This window comes from Caulobacter sp. FV1ye13L (genome assembly GCF_058681155.1).
Genome location: NZ_CM178732.1, coordinates 1,287,614 through 1,304,970 on the forward strand (window position 1 = coordinate 1,287,614; position 17,357 = coordinate 1,304,970).

General features: G+C 67.5%; 15 protein-coding genes. 6 read left to right on the plus strand and 9 right to left on the minus strand.

The annotated features are described in order from the left end of the window. The first annotated feature begins 15 nt into the window (after positions 1-15). Positions 16-1,977 carry a transketolase gene (tkt, locus tag ACW176_RS06015; RefSeq protein WP_492111258.1) on the plus strand — a complete coding sequence of 654 codons (1,962 nt, stop codon included), beginning with the start codon at positions 16-18 and terminating at the stop codon, positions 1,975-1,977. 51 nt (positions 1,978-2,028) lie between these two features. Here tkt and ACW176_RS06020 read toward each other — a convergent pair whose 3' ends face one another. The 7 genes from ACW176_RS06020 to purU all read right to left on the minus strand — a co-directional run bounded on the left by ACW176_RS06020 (position 2,029) and on the right by purU (position 10,059). Further along, the gene (locus ACW176_RS06020) at positions 2,029-4,476 is read right to left on the minus strand and encodes a glycoside hydrolase family 99-like domain-containing protein (RefSeq protein ID WP_492111259.1); all 2,448 of its coding nucleotides are present in this window, start codon (positions 4,474-4,476) and stop codon (positions 2,029-2,031) included. Next, a complete protein-coding gene (locus ACW176_RS06025) occupies positions 4,473-5,219 on the minus strand; it encodes an ABC transporter ATP-binding protein (RefSeq protein WP_419319418.1) in 747 nt (248 codons plus the stop codon). The genes ACW176_RS06020 and ACW176_RS06025 overlap by 4 nt, the downstream gene beginning before the upstream one ends. A gap of 5 nt (positions 5,220-5,224) precedes the next feature. Continuing rightward, a complete protein-coding gene (locus ACW176_RS06030; RefSeq protein WP_492111260.1) occupies positions 5,225-6,022 on the minus strand; it encodes an ABC transporter permease in 798 nt (265 codons plus the stop codon). 251 nt (positions 6,023-6,273) lie between these two features. Beyond that, positions 6,274-7,143 (minus strand): glucose-1-phosphate thymidylyltransferase RfbA, encoded by an 870-nt coding sequence (gene rfbA, locus ACW176_RS06035; RefSeq protein ID WP_492111261.1) that lies wholly within the window; start codon positions 7,141-7,143, stop codon positions 6,274-6,276. Between the two features lie 32 nt (positions 7,144-7,175). Next, positions 7,176-8,075 (minus strand): dTDP-4-dehydrorhamnose reductase, encoded by a 900-nt coding sequence (gene rfbD / locus ACW176_RS06040; RefSeq protein WP_492111262.1) that lies wholly within the window; start codon positions 8,073-8,075, stop codon positions 7,176-7,178. Further along, positions 8,075-9,139, minus strand: a complete 1,065-nt coding sequence (gene rfbB / locus ACW176_RS06045) for a dTDP-glucose 4,6-dehydratase (RefSeq protein ID WP_492111263.1) — start codon at positions 9,137-9,139, stop codon at positions 8,075-8,077. Before rfbB ends, rfbD begins: the two co-directional genes overlap by 1 nt. Before the next feature lie 77 nt (positions 9,140-9,216). Then, a complete protein-coding gene (purU, locus tag ACW176_RS06050) occupies positions 9,217-10,059 on the minus strand; it encodes a formyltetrahydrofolate deformylase (protein WP_492111264.1) in 843 nt (280 codons plus the stop codon). 358 nt (positions 10,060-10,417) lie between these two features. On the opposite strand from purU, the gene argE reads away from it, so the two are divergent. Continuing rightward, a complete protein-coding gene (gene argE, locus ACW176_RS06055; protein ID WP_492111265.1) occupies positions 10,418-11,593 on the plus strand; it encodes an acetylornithine deacetylase in 1,176 nt (391 codons plus the stop codon). Between the two features lie 125 nt (positions 11,594-11,718). On the opposite strand, the gene ACW176_RS06060 is transcribed toward argE, so the two are convergent. Then, a complete protein-coding gene (locus ACW176_RS06060) occupies positions 11,719-12,741 on the minus strand; it encodes a glycosyltransferase family 2 protein (RefSeq protein ID WP_492111266.1) in 1,023 nt (340 codons plus the stop codon). Between the two features lie 33 nt (positions 12,742-12,774). On the opposite strand from ACW176_RS06060, the gene rfbC reads away from it, so the two are divergent. The 3 genes from rfbC (at position 12,775) to ACW176_RS06075 (ending at position 15,671) form a co-directional block, all read left to right on the plus strand. Continuing rightward, positions 12,775-13,338 carry a dTDP-4-dehydrorhamnose 3,5-epimerase gene (gene rfbC, locus ACW176_RS06065; protein WP_492111267.1) on the plus strand — a complete coding sequence of 188 codons (564 nt, stop codon included), beginning with the start codon at positions 12,775-12,777 and terminating at the stop codon, positions 13,336-13,338. A 135-nt stretch (positions 13,339-13,473) separates the two neighbouring features. Next, positions 13,474-14,373, plus strand: a complete 900-nt coding sequence (locus tag ACW176_RS06070) for an alpha/beta fold hydrolase (RefSeq protein ID WP_492111268.1) — start codon at positions 13,474-13,476, stop codon at positions 14,371-14,373. 95 nt (positions 14,374-14,468) lie between these two features. Further along, on the plus strand, positions 14,469-15,671 hold the full coding sequence (locus ACW176_RS06075; protein ID WP_419319428.1) for a threonine ammonia-lyase: 1,203 nt from the start codon (positions 14,469-14,471) through the stop codon (positions 15,669-15,671). Between the two features lie 128 nt (positions 15,672-15,799). Here the strand turns inward: ACW176_RS06075 and bamJ are convergent, their stop codons facing one another. Then, on the minus strand, positions 15,800-16,297 hold the full coding sequence (gene bamJ, locus ACW176_RS06080) for a BamJ family beta-barrel-assembly machinery protein (RefSeq protein WP_492111269.1): 498 nt from the start codon (positions 16,295-16,297) through the stop codon (positions 15,800-15,802). 164 nt (positions 16,298-16,461) lie between these two features. Between bamJ and ACW176_RS06085 the strand changes: the two genes are divergently transcribed. Then, complete coding sequence (locus ACW176_RS06085) at positions 16,462-17,334, plus strand: UTP--glucose-1-phosphate uridylyltransferase (protein WP_419319430.1); 873 nt, start codon at positions 16,462-16,464, stop codon at positions 17,332-17,334. Positions 17,335-17,357 lie beyond the last annotated feature (23 nt).

Here is a 17,357-nt window from a genome sequence, read left to right on the forward strand (position 1 = left end):
CAAAGACGAACGCCCATGCCCGTTTCGCCCATCAAAATGGCCGACGCGATCCGCGTCCTTTCCATGGATGCGGTCCACAAGGCCAAGTCCGGACACCAGGGCATGCCGATGGGCATGGCCGATGTCGCGACGGTGCTGTGGAGCAAGTTCCTCAAGTTCGACGCCGCCAAGCCCGACTGGGCCGACCGCGACCGCTTCGTGTTGTCGGCGGGCCACGGCTCGATGCTGATCTATTCCCTGCTTCACCTGACCGGCTTCAAGGCCATGACGATGAAGGAGATCGAAAACTTCCGTCAGTGGGGTTCGCTGACCCCCGGCCACCCGGAAGTCCACCACACGCCCGGCGTTGAATGCACCACCGGTCCGCTGGGCCAGGGCCTGGCCACCGCCGTCGGCATGGCCATGGCCGAAGCCCATCTGGCCTCGCGCTTCGGCGCCGACATCGTCGATCACCGCACCTGGGTGATCGCCGGAGACGGCTGCCTGATGGAAGGCGTCAGCCACGAAGCCATCAGCATCGCCGGCCGCCTGAAGCTGTCCAAGCTGACTGTGCTGTTCGACGACAACAACACCACCATCGACGGCGTCGCCACCATCTCCGAGACCGGCGACCAGGTGATGCGCTTCAAGGCCGCCGGCTGGGCGGTCAAGGTTGTCGACGGCCATGACCACGGCAAGATCGCCGCCGCCCTGCGCTGGGCGACGAAGCAGGACCGACCGACCATGATCGCGTGCAAGACGCTGATCTCGAAGGGCGCGGGTCCGAAAGAAGGCGACCCCCACAGCCACGGCTACACCCTGTTTGACAACGAGATCGCCGCCTCGCGCGTCGCCATGGGCTGGGACGCCGCGCCGTTCACGGTGCCGGACGACATCGCCAAGGCCTGGAAGAGCGTCGGCCGTCGCGGCGCCCGCGTCCGCAAGGCCTGGGAAGCGGGCCTGAAGGCCTCGGCCCACGCCGCCGAGTTCAACCGCGCGATCTCGGGCGCCCTGCCGACCAAGGCTTTTGAAGCCGTCGACGCCCACATCGCCAAGATGGCGGAGACCAAGCCGGCCAACGCCACGCGCGTTCATTCGGGCGCGGCTCTGGACCACCTGATCCCGGCGATCCCGGAAATGATCGGCGGCTCGGCCGACCTGACCGGCTCCAACAACACCTTCGTCAAGGGCATGACGGCGTTCGACACCCCCGACTATGCCGGCCGCTATGTCCACTATGGCGTGCGCGAGTTCGGCATGGCGGCGGCGATGAACGGCATGGCCCTGCACGGCGGCGTCATCCCCTATTCGGGCACCTTCCTGGCCTTCGCCGACTACAGCCGCGCGGCGATCCGTCTGGGCGCCCTGATGGGGGCCAAGGTCATCCACGTGATGACCCACGACTCCATCGGCCTGGGCGAAGACGGCCCCACCCACCAGCCGGTCGAGCATGTGGCCTCGCTGCGTGCGATCCCCAACCTGCTGGTCTTCCGCCCGGCCGACGCGGTGGAAGCCGCCGAGTGCTGGAAGATCGCGCTGGAGCAGACCGCGACCCCGTCGGTCATGGCCCTGTCGCGCCAGAAGACCCCGGGCGTCCGCGCCTCAGGCGAGCAGAACCTGTCGGCCAAGGGCGCCTATGAGCTACTGGCGGCCGACGGCGGCGAGGCGGCGGTGACGATCTTCGCCACCGGCACCGAGGTCGGCGTGGCCGTGGCCGCGCGCGACATCCTGCAGGGTCAGGGCAAGCCGACCCGCGTGGTCTCGGTTCCCTGCTGGGAGCTGTTCGAGCAGCAACCGGCCGCCTATCGCCAGGCCGTCATCGGCACGGCGGCCAAGCGCGTCGCGGTCGAGGCGGGCATCCGTCAGGGCTGGGAGCGCTTCGTCGGCGAGGACGGCGCCTTTATCGGCATGACCGGCTTTGGCGCCAGCGCCCCGTTCGAGCGTCTCTACAAGGAGTTCGGCATCACCGCCGAGGCCGTGGCCGCCGCGGCCGCCTGATCTAGGACTACCAAGGGGCGCGCCAGGCGCGCCCCTTTTGGTTTCAGAGCCTTACAGGCTCCACTGCACCCGGAAGCCGGCCGTTTCGGCCAGGCAGCCGACGCTGCGCTCGAAGGCATGGGCCAGGGTGCCGTCTACCCGTCCCAGTTCGGGCTCGAAGGTCAGGTCGTGACCGACCAGCGCCTCGAACGCCGCGATGCGACCCCAGAACATGGTGCCGGCCGGGAAAGCCGTGTCGGGACCATAGCGGAAGTTCAGTTCGCGGGAGAGCTGGTCCACGCCCTCGGCATTGTGGGTCATGACCCCCGGGTCGCTGAACAGCATCCGGGCGTTCTCCGGCGCCAGCAGGCCCAGCCGCCCGTCCTGCGCGAACGCCGCCAGGGCCGCCTGGGCGCGATCGGGAGACATCAGGCCGTCCAGCAGGCGATCACGCCAGGCGGCGCCGTCCGAGCGGTGCGGCGACTTCTTCGTATGGGCCTTGCAGAACACGGTGTGGCCGCGCGCCCGCGCGATTTTCAGTGCGGTCAGGAACGGAACCACGTCGCGTCCGTGATTGGGCATGGGGACCAGGACAGCGCCCGGCACGGCCCTGGCCAGGGCGTCGACCGCCGCCGTCGGCCACTGCTCGGGGAAGGTGATGATGGCGTCCATGCTGCCCTGCAGCGGCGCCAGGCGCTGGGCCAGGTCGTCGATCAGGTCGGCATAGAAGATATGGAACAGCATGACCGCGTCATGCGTGCGGGGGCCTTGCTGCGAGGCGGCCACGGCGGGATGGTCGCGCGCGGGCGTCGGCGCGCGGATGGCCACGGCGTTGCGCAGGGCCTGGGCCGAGGCGTGGCCCAGCCAGCGGTCGGGTTCCAGATAGGTCCCCTCGCCCCACTCGTTCCAGGCGTTGACGAACACCAGCCGCTCGTCGGGCGGGGCCAGGCGCGTGGTGCAGTCGAGGGCGGCGCCGGCCCAGTCGTGGAAGCGCTGCGGCGTGACATTGTGGAAGATATTGCCGAAGCCCGGCTTGCGCGCCTCGTTGTCCCAGGACGGCATGACGCCGGGATAGATCCGGGCGTCCTGGCGCGCCTCCAGGGCCGCGATGCGTCCGTCGACGATCGTGTCGTAGTCGTAGATCCGGCCCGCGAAATCCAGGTTCAGGCGCTCGACCGTGTCGGTGATCTCGCCCTTCTGCAGGGCGTGGGGCGGGAACTCGACCAGGCCGTCGAAGCCGGCGTCGCGCCAGGCCGAGAAGCCAAAGGCGTTGGTGCAGAGAATGAACAGCTCGCCGATCCCGCGCTCGCGAGCGCGCCTGCGCCAGCGCTCCAGCGTGGCCGCGGCGTCTGGCAGGGAGTCGGGGCGATAGACGATCAGCAGCGGCTTGCCGCCCACCCTCACATAGCGCGGCGAGGCCATGTAGCGGGACAGGTCGTCGAGCAGGGCCAGGTCGTCTTCCGGCGAATGGTCCTGGGCCATCAGGACGTCCTGTTCGTCGCCGTCCCAGCGCCGGGTCCAGTTCTCGTTGGCCCAGCACAGGGCGAACGGCAGGTCGATCTGCGGGTCGGCGACAAAGGCGTCGAGCGGGCGCTCCAGCAGCCGTTTGCCGCCGAACCAGTAATAGTGGAAGCAGAAGGCGTCGACGCCGGCGTTGCGGGCCATCGCCGCCTGGGCCTGCAGCACCTCGGGCACCCGCAGGTCATAGAAGCCCAGCTCGCCGGGCAGGCGCGGCTGGTAGTGGCCGACGAACTGGGGCGTGGCCTTGCTGACATTGGTCCACTCGGTGAAGCCCTTGCCCCACCACTGATCGTTCTCGGGGAACGGATGGTACTGCGGCAGGTAAAAGGCCAGCACCCGGGGCGCATCGTCGGCGCGGGGTGGCGGACCCAGGGCCGGGGCGGCGAAGTGGGGGCTGAAGGCGTGCCGCGCCACATTGAAGGCGTGCTGATAGGACTCGCGCCAGGGGTCCTGGCGGCGATTTCTCATCGTCTGACGCGCCAGACGGATCGTGCTCTTGGGATCGCTGAGAGTCCGGAGGATGATGCGGATCCCGCGCGCGGCGCCGGGCGAAAGCCGGCGTAGCGCGGCGCGCAGCAGCCGGCGCGGCGCCGAAAGTCGCGGGGCGCCGGCTGCGGGCTCGGCTGCGGGATCGACCCGGAATCCGCTCAGTTCGAACAGGCAGGGCGCGCCGGAGGGCAGCAGCACGATCTGGCGCAGGGCGCCGGCATTGGTGTGGGCCACGACGACATAGGCGTCATCGCCGAGCCGCTTCAGCGCCACGGGCGTCGCCAGCGCCAGGCCGTCGCCCCAGTCGATCAGCACGCTGGGCGTCTGGATCTCGCCCTCGATCGCGCGGAGTTTCACGCTGACGCGAACCGAGGCTACGTCGTCAAACTGCGGCTGCTCGGCCCGGGTCAGACGAAACAGCATCTCCGCATCGGCGGCCTGGGCCCTGAACTGGCCGGGCGATCCGGTCGGCTCGACGGCCTTCCGGGGCGCGGGAAGCCGCTCGCTCACGCGGCGCTGCTTCTCGCGAGCCATTCCTCGGTGGTCCCAAGGAAGGTCGGCACGCCGGATTCCATGGTCATGACCTTGTTGCAGACCTTGGCGGCCAGTTGATAGTCGTGGGTGGCCAGGACAACGATCTTGGCGGAATCGACCATGCTGTTGAGGCGGTCTGCGGCCCGCTTCTGGAAGTCGGCGTCGCCGGCGCTGATCCACTCGTCCATGATCAGGATGTCGGCGTCCATCTGGGTGGCCACCGAGAAGGTCAGGCGCGCGGCCATGCCGGCCGAATAGGTTTTCAGCGGCATGTGCACGAAAGCGCCCAGGCCGGAGAACTCGACGATCGACGGCAGGCGCTTCTTGATCTCGCGGTCCGACATCATCTGCATCATGGCCAGGTTGCGGATGTTCTCCAGACCCGAGGCTTCGATGTCGAGGCCGACCGAGATCGAGATCATCGAGCTGATCCGCCCGCGCACATCCACCTTGCCCGAGGTCGGCGAATAGATGCCGGCCAGGATCTTCAGCAGCGAGGTCTTGCCCGAACCGTTGTGGCCGATCACGGCCAGGCGGTCGCCTTCCTGCAGCTTGAGGCTGACGTTCGACAGCGCCCGCACGAAGGTCACGTCCTTGCCGGCCTGGATCAGGCGGCCGCCGACGGCCATGTTCAGCACGGTGTTGCGCAGCGACTGGGCGCGCACGCTGTAGAGGTTGTAGTCGAGCGTGACGTCGGTGAGTTCGATGGAACTGTTCATGTCGCCTACAGCCAGAACACGACGCGGGTGCGGACCAGGGTCAGACTGATCAGCGTAAACAGCGCGGCGACGCCGAGGAAGGCCAGCGACGCGTGGACATCATGGATCGGCGCTGCGGCCCCCATCAACGGCTGCCGGACAATCTCGAGCAGGTGGCTGAACGGGTTGAGATCGACGATCCAGCGCATGGACTCGGGAACCTGTGTGCGCTTCCAAAACACGGGTGTCAGCATGAACAGGCTCTGGGCGACAAAGCCGACCATATAGTTGATGTCGCGGAAACGCACTGAGATCATGCCCAGCGGAATGCTGATGAACAGGCCCGTCAGCAGGGCGATGGGCAGGTTCACCAGCAGGGTCCAGTGCGGGATCACCGCCAGCTTCATCAGCATCAGCACCAGCCACAGCCCGACGACCTGGTGGAGGAAGTTGATGAAGATCTTGCTCATCTGCTGGAAGGCGTGAAAGCTCAGGGGCAGGTTGCGCACCTGCATCACGCCGGCGGCGTTGACGAAGGTGTTGGCGATCTCGGGCAGGATGCCGCCGGTGATCGACCAGCCGACCACGCCGATCATGATGAAGGACAGGTTATCCTTGGCGTCGCCGCCGAAGATCGAGCCGAACACGATGGCCAGGGAGAAGGCGGTGGCCAGGGTGGTGCTGGCCATCCAGACGGGGCCCAGCAGGCTGCGGCGGTAGCGCGTCACGGTCTGCTCGACGCTGACCCGCCACCACAGAGGCGTCAGGAGCACGCCGCGGTACAGGTCCAGCGCGGCGGCCTTGAAACTTCCGAAGAGGCTCATTCAGAAGCCATTCCTGTTGACGGCAAACAAATCCGGAAACTCTCGCAAACAGGTTGGCGGCGGGCGAAGCGACCCGGCTTCTCGCTCCGTCGGAGCGGGCGCCTTCTTAACAGGCCTTGGAAGCTTGGGGAACCGCTCATCCCGCAGCGTGACCCTGCTGATTCTTCTGGGTGTTTAGGCCCGTTCGGGGGCTCCGGACAACGGCCAATCGCGCGGTCGGGCGCGGCTGTCCGGGGCCTGTGGAAGGCCGCTCAGCCCTCGGCCAGGGAGCGCAGATAGGCGCCATAGGGCGACTTCTGCAGGTCGTGCGCCAGGCCCAGCAGCTGGTCGGTATTGATCCAGCGGTTCTGGTAGGCGACTTCCTCGCAGCAGCCGATCTTCAGGCCCTGGCGATGCTCGATGGCGCGCACGAATTCCGAGGCTTCCAGCAGGCTGTCGTGGGTGCCGGTGTCGAGCCAGGCAAAGCCCCGGCCCATGCGCTCGACCGACAGGGCGCCGCTCTCCAGATAGAGGCGGTTGATGTCGGTGATTTCCAGCTCGCCACGCGCCGAGGGCTTCAGGTCGCGGGCATAGTCGACGACCTTGTTGTCGTACATATAGAGGCCGGTCACCGCCCAGTTGGAGCGCGGATGGACCGGCTTTTCCTCGATGCTGACGGCGCGGTTGTTGTCGTCGAACTCGACGACCCCGTAACGATCCGGATCCTTGACCAGATAGGCGAAGACCGAGGCGCCGTTCTGGGCGCGGGTCGCCGCGCCTTCCAGCATCCGGCCCATGCCCGCGCCATAGAACAGGTTGTCGCCGAGGATCAGGGTCGAGGGACCATTGCCGACGAATTGCGCGCCGATGCGATAGGCGTCGGCCAGGCCCGTGGGCTCGGGCTGCTCGGCATAGACGAAATTGACGCCCCAATCGGAGCCGTCGCCCAGCAGGCCCTGGAACAGCGGCAGGTCGCGGGGCGTGCTGATGATCAGGATGTCGCGGATGCCCGCCATCATCAGGATCGAGATCGGATAGTAGATCATCGGCTTGTCGTAGACCGGCAGCAGCTGCTTGCTGACGCCCTTGGTCACCGGGTGCAGGCGCGTGCCCGATCCGCCGGCCAGGATGATGCCCTTCATGAAATAATACCCCTACTGCCCCGCGCGGTCAGTCACGTCTGGCGGTGACCCTTGGCCGTCAAATATCTGTCCAGAGCGTCTTGCCATGCCGGCATGGATCGGCCCAGCGCCTTTTCGACCTTGGCGTTGGCCAGAACGCTATAGGGCGGACGGCGGGCCGGGGTCGGAAACTCGGAGGTCGGGATCGGCGAGACCGTCGCCTCGACCCCTGCGCGGTCGATGATGGCGGCGGCGAAATCATGCCAGCTGGCCGCCCCTGAATTGACCACATGATAGACGCCGGCCGGCGCTTCCACCTTGATCAGGTCGAGGATCGCCTCGGCGGCGTCCCACGAACTGGTCGGCGACATCACCTGGTCGGCGACCACCTTCAGGGCCCCGCGCTCGCGACCGAAGCGGATCATGGTCTCGACGAAGTTGCCGCCCTTGCCGCTGGCGCCCGCGACGCCGAACAGCGAGGCGACGCGAGCGACGATGACGTCATCATGGGCCTGGCGGGCCAGGGTTTCGCCCTGCAGCTTGGTCTGGCCATAGACGTTGATCGGGGCCGGCGCGGCGGTCTCGTCCAGCGGCTCGCGCGAGATCTGGCCGCCGAACACATAGTCAGTCGAGACCTGGACGAGGCGGGCCTTCTTGCGGGCGCAGGTCCTGGCCAGGGCCTCGGCGAAATCGGCGTTGATGGCCACGGCCGGGGCCGGGTCCTTCTCGCAGTCGTCCACGCGGGTGACGGCGACGCTGTTGATGGCGACGTCGAAGTCCAGATCGGCCAGGGCGGCGTCCAGTCCGGCCAGATCGGTCGCATCGAACTGCGGACGTTGCAGGGCGAGCAGGGTCAGGCCGCGCGACGCGGCGATGGCCGACAGGTCCTGACCCAGCTGGCCGTTGGCGCCGAAGAGCGCAATGCGCGGACCGTCCTTGTTGGGGGATGACATCAGGTCGTCCTCAGCCCCAGGCGCTGGCCGTCATAGCGTTCGCGCAGCGGCCGCCACCAGTCCTCGCGGGCCAGGTACCATTCGACGGTCTTGCGCAGGCCGGTGTCGAAGTTTTCTTCCGCCTTCCAGCCCAGCTCTGTTTCCAGCTTGGTCGCGTCGATGGCGTAGCGGGCGTCATGGCCCGGACGGTCGGTGACAAAGGTGATCAGATCGCGGCGCTTCAGGCCCGGCTGCGGGCGCAACTGGTCGAGGATGTCACAGATGGCTTCAACCACCTGCAGATTGGTGCGCTCGTTGCGGCCGCCGACATTGTAGCTCTCGCCGACCACACCCTTGGTGGCGATCAGCACCAGGGCCTTGGCGTGGTCGTCGACATAGAGCCAGTCGCGGATGTTTTCGCCCTTGCCATAGACCGGCAGCGGCTTGCCCTCGAGAGCGTTCAGCGTGACCAGCGGGATCAGCTTCTCGGGGAAGTGATAGGGGCCGTAATTGTTGGAGCAGTTGGAGACCACCACCGGCAGGCCATAGGTGTGATGCCAGGCCCGCACCATGTGGTCGGACGAGGCCTTCGATGCCGAATAGGGCGAGCGCGGATCATAGGGGGTGGTTTCTGAAAACAGCCCCTGCGCGCCCAGGCTGCCGAACACCTCGTCGGTCGAGATGTGGTGGAAGCGGAAGGCCTGGGCGGCGGCGCTGTCCAGGCTGCGCCAGTAGTCCAGCGCCGCCTGCAGCATCACATAGGTGCCGATGACATTGGTCTGGATGAAGGCGCCGGGGCCGGTGATCGAACGGTCGACATGCGACTCGGCCGCCAAGTGCATGATGTGGGTGGGCTTGAACGCGGCGATGGCCTCGGCCACGGCCGAGGCGTCGGCCACATCGCCCTTCACGAAGGTATAGCTGTTGTGGCCGCGCAGGTCGGCCAGGCTGGTCTCCGACGCCGCATAGGTCATGGCGTCGAAATTGAGGATCGCCGCGTCGCCCAGACTGGCCAGATACCGACAGACCGCCGAGCCGATGAAGCCGCAGCCGCCAGTGACCATGATACGAAGATTGCGAGACATGCCGGGCCCTGGAAACGACTTAAGCCCGCCCCGTAGCTCAGAAATCCTCGTTCACGCAACCCGGCTTGTGGATAAGCCTAGTCGGTGAACACCACCGTCTTGCGACCGTTCAGCAGCACCCGGTCTTCCAGCTGATAGCGCAGGGCGCGGGCCAGGACACGGCGCTCGATGTCGCGGCCCTTGCGGATCAGGTCCTCGGGCGTGTCGCGATGGCTGATGCGCTCGACGTCCTGCTCGATGATCGGACCTTCGTCCAGGTCGCCGGTGACGTAGTGGGCCGAGGCCCCGATCACCTTCACGCCGCGCGCATGGGCCTGATGATAGGGCTTGGCGCCCTTGAAGCCGGGCAGGAACGAGTGGTGGATGTTGATGCAGCGCCCGGCCAGCTTGGCCGACAGCCCCTCTGACAGCACCTGCATGTAGCGGGCCAGGACGACGATGTCGGTCCGGGTGTCCTGGATCAGCTGCCACAGGGCGGCTTCCTGCTCGAACTTGGTCTCCTTGGTCACCGGCAGGTGATGGAAGGGCAGGCCCGTCAGGTCGACATTGGCGTAGGTTTCGGCCGGGTGGTTGGCCACGACGGCGGCGATTTCCATCGGCAGCTCGCCGATCTTCCAGCGATAGACGAGATCGGCCAGGCAGTGGTCGAACTTGCTGGCCAGGATCATCACCCGGTAGCGGTCGGTGCGGTCGCGCAGGGTCCATTTCATCGACAGGGCGGTCGCCACCACCGTGAAATCGGCGCGCAGGGCCTTATGGTCGGCGCCGTCGGCGTCGAACACCACGCGCATGAAGAACTGGCCGGTCTCCTGGTCGTCGAACTGTTGCGCGTCGAGGATGTTGCAGGCGCGCTCGAACAGGAAGGCGGACACCTTGGCGACGATGCCGCGCTGGTCGGGACAGGAGAGGGTCAGGATCATGGTCCGCTCCCTCTAGAGGCTTGTCGCGCCGAAGAAAAGCGGTGGACCGCCACGGGCGAGGATGAATTCGCTCGTCGAGAGCGGAGATCGCCACGGCTTCGGCACGGTCTTGCCTCGCCCGTCTCGCCAGCCAAGTCTGCTCATAGGGTGTCGCTGCGGGAAAAGCTGTCATCCCGGACAAGTCCGGCGATAGCCGGGCGCAGATCCGGGACCGCCGGAAACGCGGCGCTCAGCCGTCGATCCCGGATCTGCGCGCTGCGCCCCCGGCTCAAGGCCGGGGCGGGATGACAGACGTTTTTCGTCTGTCTCCGATAGCCCTGCCTAGGCAGTAGCAGGGAGACAGGTCTAGGCTCGCCCCATGGCATCCTCTTCCGAAGCGCTGTCCGACCGCGCCATCGACCTTCTGGCCAAGCTGGTGTCGTTCGACACCACCTCGCGCCTGTCCAATCTTGCGCTGATCGAATGGGTCGAAGGCTACCTCGCCCAGCTGAACGTGCCTTCGCGGCGCGTGCCCAATGCCGACGGGACCAAGTCGAACCTCCTGGCCACCATCGGCCCGGCGGTGGAGGGCGGTGTGGTGCTGTCGGGCCATACCGACGTGGTGCCGGTCGATGGCCAGCCCTGGTCGACCGATCCGTTCGTGCTGACCGAAAAGGACGGCCGCCTCTACGGGCGCGGGACCTGCGACATGAAGGGCTTCCTGGCCCTGGCCCTGGCCGCCGCGCCGGACCTGGCGGCCGCAACGCTCAGCAAGCCCGTGCACCTGGCCTTCTCCTATGACGAGGAAGTCGGCTGCCTGGGCGCGCCCGACATGATCGCGGTCATCGCCCGCGATCTGCCTCGCCCCGCCCTGGTGGTGGTCGGCGAGCCCACCGACATGGTCGCCGTCAGCGGCCACAAGGGCATCGCCTCTTTCCGGGTCACGGTGTCAGGCCGCGAAGCCCATTCCAGCCTGACCCACCTGGGCGTCTCGGCCAACATGGCGGCCGTCAGACTGATGGCCGGGTTGGTCGAGCTGTCCGAGACACTGGCGCGCGAGGCCGATCCCGCCTCGCCGTTCACGCCCAAGGGCGCGACCCTGACCATCGGTCAGGTCAATGGCGGCACGGCGGTCAATATCCTGGCCCGCGAATGCGTGTTCATCTTCGACCTGCGCACCCCGCCGGGAATGGACCCGATGGCGATCCTGGCCGATTTCTTCGCCAGGGCCGCCGCCATGGACGCCGAGTTGAAGGCCCGCGCGCCCGAGGCCGGGGTCAGGGTCGAGCGTCGGTCGCTGACGCCCGCCTTCGCGCCGGAAGTCGACGGCGTCGCCGAAGCCTTCGCCCGCCGCATGGCCGGCGACAACGGCCCGGGCCGGGTGGTGCCCTATGCCGCCGAGGCGGGTCAGTTCCAGGGGGCGGGGTTCTCGACGGTGATCTGCGGGCCGGGCTCGATCGACCAGGCCCACCAGCCCGATGAGTTCGTCGAGATCTCCCAGATGCAGCGCGGGGCGGCGTTTATGGCGCGGTTGGTGGAGGATCTTTCCCTCTAGATCTCCGTCATCCCGCGACTTGTTCGCGGGACCCATCTGTCCGCCGCAAGTGCGGAGCAGGACGAAATTTCACGTCGAAGCTGAACCATGGGTCCCGTGAACAAGTCGCGGGATGACGGGAAAATTTAGAGCTTCGCTTTCCGAATAACGAACCGCCGCCCGATGAACGCCGCCGGGTCGATCGACATCACCCGCAGGATGGCGCCGGAACCGACCTTGCGCCGCGCCTGAACCGCTCTGCGGTCGGCCATCACCGCCTTCAAGTCCGCACCCTTCAGCGCCGCCCGGATCCCCCGCACCGCCGGCCCGGCGTCGCCCCGGCGCAGGTGGAGCAGCAGCAGGGCGCCCGTCACCGCCACATGCAGCGGCGTGGTCAGCCACAGCAGCAGGGGCGGAGTGTTCTTGAGGAAGGTCCAGACCCGGTTGCGCGAGCCGTGGAAGATGGCGAAGTCCGAGCGCACGCCGGTGCTGGCCGAACCGACATGGGCCACCCGCGCATGAGGCAGCAGCAGGGTGGTCCGGCCGGTCAGGCGCAGGCGATAGCCAAGGTCCACATCCTCGCAGTAGCAGAAGAACCGCTCGTCAAAGCCGCCGAGGTCTTCAAACAGCGCCCTGTCGATCAGCATGGCCGCGCCGCATGACGAGAACACCTCGCCCTCGCGCAGGTTGGGCGGCAGCCGGCGGCCATAGCCGCCCCGGAAGGGAATCCCGGCCGAGGTCATGTTGTCGCCGGCCCCGTCCAGCACGGCCGGATCGTCGGCCGAGGTCTGCAGCGAGGCGAAGCTCTCGACGCCCGGATGCCGCGCCGCGCCGTCCATCAGGGCGGCCAGCCAGCCGGGCTCGGGATAGGCGTCGGGATTGAGCAGGGCCAGCCAGCGGCCTTGCGCCGACTTGACCGCCAGATTGTTGCCGGCCGCGAAGCCCAGATTGGCTCCGGGCTGCAGGAAGCGGATCGCCGGATCCGCCGCCACGGCGGCCTGGGGCGCGCCATCGGTCGAGGCGTTGTCGACCAGCAGGATCTCGAAATCGGTGAAGGTCTGGGCGGCCAGCCCCGCCAGGCAGCGTTCCAGGGTCGGACCGCTCTCATACGAGACGATGATCACGCTTACAGTCGGCGCACTCTTGTCATCGGCGGTCACAGACGGCATCGGTGGCGAACTTGTCCCTGGAGCGTTCTGGTCATGAAAATCACCCCCCTGGCGATTCCCGAGGTCCTGCTTATCACGCCCGCCCGCCATGGCGACGAGCGCGGCTGGTTTTCGGAGACCTTCCGCCAGTCGGCGCTGGAAGAGGCCGGGTTCACCCGGCCCTTCGTGCAGGACAACCATGTGCGCTCGACCACGCGCGGCATCCAGCGCGGCCTGCACTATCAGAAGCCGCCCCACGCTCAGGACAAGCTGCTGCGCTGCGTGGTCGGATCGATCTTCGATGTGGCCGTGGATATCCGCAAAGGCTCGCCGACCTATGGCCAGTGGGTGGGGGCCGAGCTGTCGGCCGAAAACCGCCAGCAACTGCTGGTGCCCCAGGGCTTCGCCCACGGCTACTGCACCCTGACCGACGACTGCGAGGTGCTCTACAAGTGCACCGACTATTACGCCCCGCCGGCCGAGGGCGCGGTGCGCTGGAACGACCCGGCCATCGGTATCGACTGGACGATCCCCAATGCCGACATCGGGGCCAATGCCCGCGACGAGGCCGCGCCCCTGCTGACCGAGATCGACTCGCCGTTCGTGTACGAGGGCTAAAATCCTCCCCCTGAGGGGGGAGGCGACCGAAGGTCGGAGGGGGAAGTCGGCAATGAATGGGCCGGGACTTCCCCCTCCGTCGGCTCCGCCGACACCTCCCCCGCTAGGGGGAGGACTTGTTCACAAGGACCGCGCATGACCGGCTTCACCGACCTGTTCTGGACCTCCGGCGAAGGCCTGCCGCTGCACGCCCGCGACTACGCCCCGATGGGCGTTATTGGGGGCGAGGCCACCGGCCTGCCGGTGATCTGCATCCACGGCCTGACCCGCAACGCCCGCGACTTCGAGGATCTTGCGCCCCTGATCGCCGCCACGGGTCGCCGCGTCCTGGCGGTGGATGTGCGCGGTCGGGGCCTGTCGGCCTGGGATCCGCAGCCGCTGAACTATCACCCCGGAACCTATGCCGGCGACATCGTCGCCCTGCTGGCCGCCACCGGGATCGAGCGCGCGGTGTTCGTGGGCACCAGCATGGGCGGCCTGATCACCATGGTCCTGGCGTCGTTCAAGCCGGAAGCCATCGCGGCGGTGGTGCTCAACGATGTCGGACCCGAGCTGTCGCCGGTCGGCCTGACCCGCATCGCCGCCTATGCCGGCGGGGCCAGCCGGTTTGAGGCCTGGCCCGAGGCCGTCGACTATGCCCGCCGCATCAACCAGGCGGCCTTCCCCGCCCATGGCGACGCCGACTGGGACCGTTTCGCCCGCCGGTTCTTCGACGCGAAGGACGGCGGCTTCGTCCTCGCTTGCGATCCGGACATCTCGGCGCCGATCAAGGCGGCGGCCGCCGCCAACAAGGATGGCGCCTCGGCCCTGGCGCCGGACATGTATCCGCTGTTCCGCGCCCTGACCAAGGACCGCCCGGTGCTGCTGGTGCGCGGCGGCATTTCCGACCTGATCGACCTGCCGATCGTGGAACGAATGTGCGCCGCCGCGCCTGACATGGCGGTGGTCGAGGTTCCCGGCGTCGGTCACGCGCCAATGCTCACCGAACCGCAGGCCTGGGCGGCGATCGCCGATCTGCTGGATCGGGCCCCCTGAGGCGCCGCAAGGCGTGCGGAGCCCGGGTCGACTGTGCTAGACGCGCCCGGACGCTCCCCGCCAAAGTGATTGTTCCGCGTCCAGACAGGTAGCCCATGACTCTCGACCTCGCCGCCATCCAGGCCGCCGCCGGCCGCCTCAAGGGCCACATCGAGCGCACCCCGTGCCGCTATTCCAAGACCCTGTCGAAGATTACCGGCGCCGAGGTGTGGGTGAAGTTCGAGAACCTGCAGTTCACGGCCGCCTACAAGGAGCGCGGCGCGCTCAACAAGCTGATGCTGCTGTCCGACGCCCAGAAGGCCAAGGGCGTCATCGCCGCCAGCGCCGGCAACCATGCCCAGGGCCTGGCCTATCACGGCGCCCGGCTGGGCGTGCCGGTGACCATCGTCATGCCCAAGACCACGCCCTTCGTGAAGGTGCAGCACACCCGCGACTTCGGCGCGACGGTGATCATCGAGGGCGAAAGCTATGATGACGCCAACGCCCACGCCCTGCGCCTGCGCGAAGAGCAGGGCCTGACCTTCGTCCACCCGTTCGACGACTACGACATCATGGCCGGCCAGGGCACCATCGCCCTGGAGATGCTGGAAGACGCGCCGGACCTCGAGATCCTGCCGGTGCCGATCGGCGGCGGCGGCCTGATCAGCGGCGTGGCCACGGCGGCCAAGGCGCTGAAGCCCGACATCCGCATCATCGGCTGCGAGCCGGCCATGTACCCGTCCTTCACCGCCAAGATGCGCGGCATCACTGCCCATTGCGGCGGCCAGACCATTGCCGAGGGCGTGGCGGTCAAGACCGTGGGCGAGCTGACCTATGGCGTCGCCCGCCCGCTGATCGACGATGTTTTGCTGCTGGAAGAGCCGCATATCGAGCAGGCCGTGGCGCTGTACTGCAACGTCGAGAAGACCATTGCTGAAGGAGCAGGCGCGGCCTCGCTGGCGGCGCTGCTGGCCTATCCCGAACGCTTCCGGGGCAAGAAGTGCGGCCTGATCCTGTGCGGCGGCAATATCGACACCCGCCTGCTGGCCTCGGTCCTGACCCGCGAACTGGTTCGCGCCCAGCGCCTGGTGTCCCTGCGCATTGTCGGCGACGACCGCCCGGGCCTGTTATCGACCGTGGCCAATGTGATCGGCGTCATGGGCGCCAATATCATCGAGGTCAATCATAACCGCCTGGCCCTGGACGTGCCGGCCAAGGGCGCGGAATTCGACATCACCATCGAAACCCGCGACGCCCAGCACACCCAGGAGATCATCGACGCCCTGCGCGACAAGGGCTACCCGCCGCGGTCGGTGTAGGCGGTTTGATAGATGCTCCCCCTCCGGGGGAGCTGTCGCGGAGCGACTGAGGGGGCTAATGCGGCTTGGGCCGAGCTTGCCCCCTCCGGCCCTCTGGGCCACCTCCCCCAAGAGGGGAGGATCTAAAACTACCCCTTCGGGACGCCCGTCGGCGCGCGCAGCACGTCGATCAGCTCGATCCTGAAGATCATCACGCTGTTGCCGGGGATCGGGCCCTTGTCCTGGGCGCCATAGCCCAGGGCCGGCGGCACATAGAGCATCCACTCGTCGCCGGCCTTCATGCGCTGCAGGGCGATGACCCAGGCCGGCACCAGGCCGTCCAGCGGGAACGAGGCGGGCGCGCCGCGCTCGTAGCTGCTGTCGAAGATCGTGCCGTCGATCAGCTTGCCCTCATAGTGAACCTTCACCTCGTCGGCGCGGGTGGGATGCATGCCGCCGTTGGGGCCCGAGCGGATGATCTTGTACTGCAGGCCCTCGGGCAGGGTGACCACGCCCGGTTCCTTGGCGTTCTTGGCCATGAAGGCGTCGGCGGCCAGCAAATTCTCCGAGGCCTTCTTGTTGCTGCAGCCGGCCAGCGAGACGGCTGCGCCGGCGGTCAGAAGGGTGAGCAGGGTGCGACGATGCATGGAAGCCTCCGAAGACAATTGGCGTTTCAGCTAGCAGGCTCCGCGCGAAGATCAATCTTCCGCCTGCCGGACGATCCTGGCCAGCGATGATTTCACGGAACGGTGGTGGCGTTTCGCCATTTCGCCCCCTAGAAACGGCCATCCAGAGGATTGATGAGGCGCTCATGAAACCCGTCCGCAAGGCTGTTCTTCCCGTCGCCGGCTTCGGCACCCGCGTGCTGCCGGGCACCAAGACGACCCCGAAGGAACTGCTGAACGTCGTGGACCGGCCGATCCTGTCCTATGTGGTGGCCGAGGCCCGCGCGGCGGGCATCGAGCACTTCATCTTCGTCACCGGTCGCGGCAAGGGCGCGATCGAGGACTATTTCGACCATCACGTCGAGCTGGAGGCCGCGCTGGCCGCCAAGGGCAAGACGCAGATGCTGGACGAGCTGCTGGCCGAGCTGCCCAGGCCCGGCGAGATGAGCTTCGTGCGCCAGATGGCCCCGCTGGGCCTGGGCCATGCGGTGTGGTGCGCCCGCGACATCGTCGGCGACGAGCCCTTCGCGGTGCTGCTGCCCGACATGGTCATGCACGCCCAGACCTCGGCCCTGGCCCAGGCCATCGAGGCCTATGACCAGGTCGGCGGCAATATCGTCGTGGTCGAGCCCTGCCCGGCCGGTCAGGCCCACCAGTACGGTATCGTGGCCCTGGACGGCCAGGACGGTCGCCTGAACCGCATGACCGGCATGGTCGAGAAGCCGGCCAAGGGGACCGAGCCCTCGAACCTGTTCATCAGCGGCCGCTACATCCTGCAGCCCGAGATCTTCGATCTGCTGGCCTCGCAGGAAAAGGGCGCCGGCAACGAGATCCAGCTGACGGATTCGATGCTGAAGCTGATGGGGACCCAGGAGTTCCACGCCCTTGAGTACGAGGGCATCACCTATGACTGCGGCGACAAGATCGGCCTGCTGCGGGCCAATGTGGCCATGGCCCTGGCCCATCCGGAGCTGGGCTCGGCGGCTCGGGCCGCGATCGAGGATCTGCTGAAGCTGTAAGTTTGTAGCAGCTCCCCCCTTGG

Excerpts from the sequence above, each read along its gene's own strand:
- ACW176_RS06075 (WP_419319428.1), top strand. The coding sequence starts at position 14,469 with ATGACTCTCGACCTCGCCGCCATCCAGGCCGCCGCCGGCCGCCTCAAG.
- rfbC (WP_492111267.1), top strand. The coding sequence starts at position 12,775 with ATGAAAATCACCCCCCTGGCGATTCCCGAGGTCCTGCTTATCACGCCC.
- bamJ (WP_492111269.1), bottom strand. The coding sequence starts at position 16,297 with ATGCATCGTCGCACCCTGCTCACCCTTCTGACCGCCGGCGCAGCCGTC.
- tkt (WP_492111258.1), top strand. The coding sequence starts at position 16 with ATGCCCGTTTCGCCCATCAAAATGGCCGACGCGATCCGCGTCCTTTCC.
- rfbB (WP_492111263.1), bottom strand. The coding sequence starts at position 9,139 with ATGTCTCGCAATCTTCGTATCATGGTCACTGGCGGCTGCGGCTTCATC.
- ACW176_RS06085 (WP_419319430.1), top strand. The coding sequence starts at position 16,462 with ATGAAACCCGTCCGCAAGGCTGTTCTTCCCGTCGCCGGCTTCGGCACC.
- rfbD (WP_492111262.1), bottom strand. The coding sequence starts at position 8,075 with ATGTCATCCCCCAACAAGGACGGTCCGCGCATTGCGCTCTTCGGCGCC.
- ACW176_RS06025 (WP_419319418.1), bottom strand. The coding sequence starts at position 5,219 with ATGAACAGTTCCATCGAACTCACCGACGTCACGCTCGACTACAACCTC.
- rfbA (WP_492111261.1), bottom strand. The coding sequence starts at position 7,143 with ATGAAGGGCATCATCCTGGCCGGCGGATCGGGCACGCGCCTGCACCCG.
- ACW176_RS06060 (WP_492111266.1), bottom strand. The coding sequence starts at position 12,741 with ATGCCGTCTGTGACCGCCGATGACAAGAGTGCGCCGACTGTAAGCGTG.
- argE (WP_492111265.1), top strand. The coding sequence starts at position 10,418 with ATGGCATCCTCTTCCGAAGCGCTGTCCGACCGCGCCATCGACCTTCTG.
- purU (WP_492111264.1), bottom strand. The coding sequence starts at position 10,059 with ATGATCCTGACCCTCTCCTGTCCCGACCAGCGCGGCATCGTCGCCAAG.
- ACW176_RS06070 (WP_492111268.1), top strand. The coding sequence starts at position 13,474 with ATGACCGGCTTCACCGACCTGTTCTGGACCTCCGGCGAAGGCCTGCCG.
- ACW176_RS06030 (WP_492111260.1), bottom strand. The coding sequence starts at position 6,022 with ATGAGCCTCTTCGGAAGTTTCAAGGCCGCCGCGCTGGACCTGTACCGC.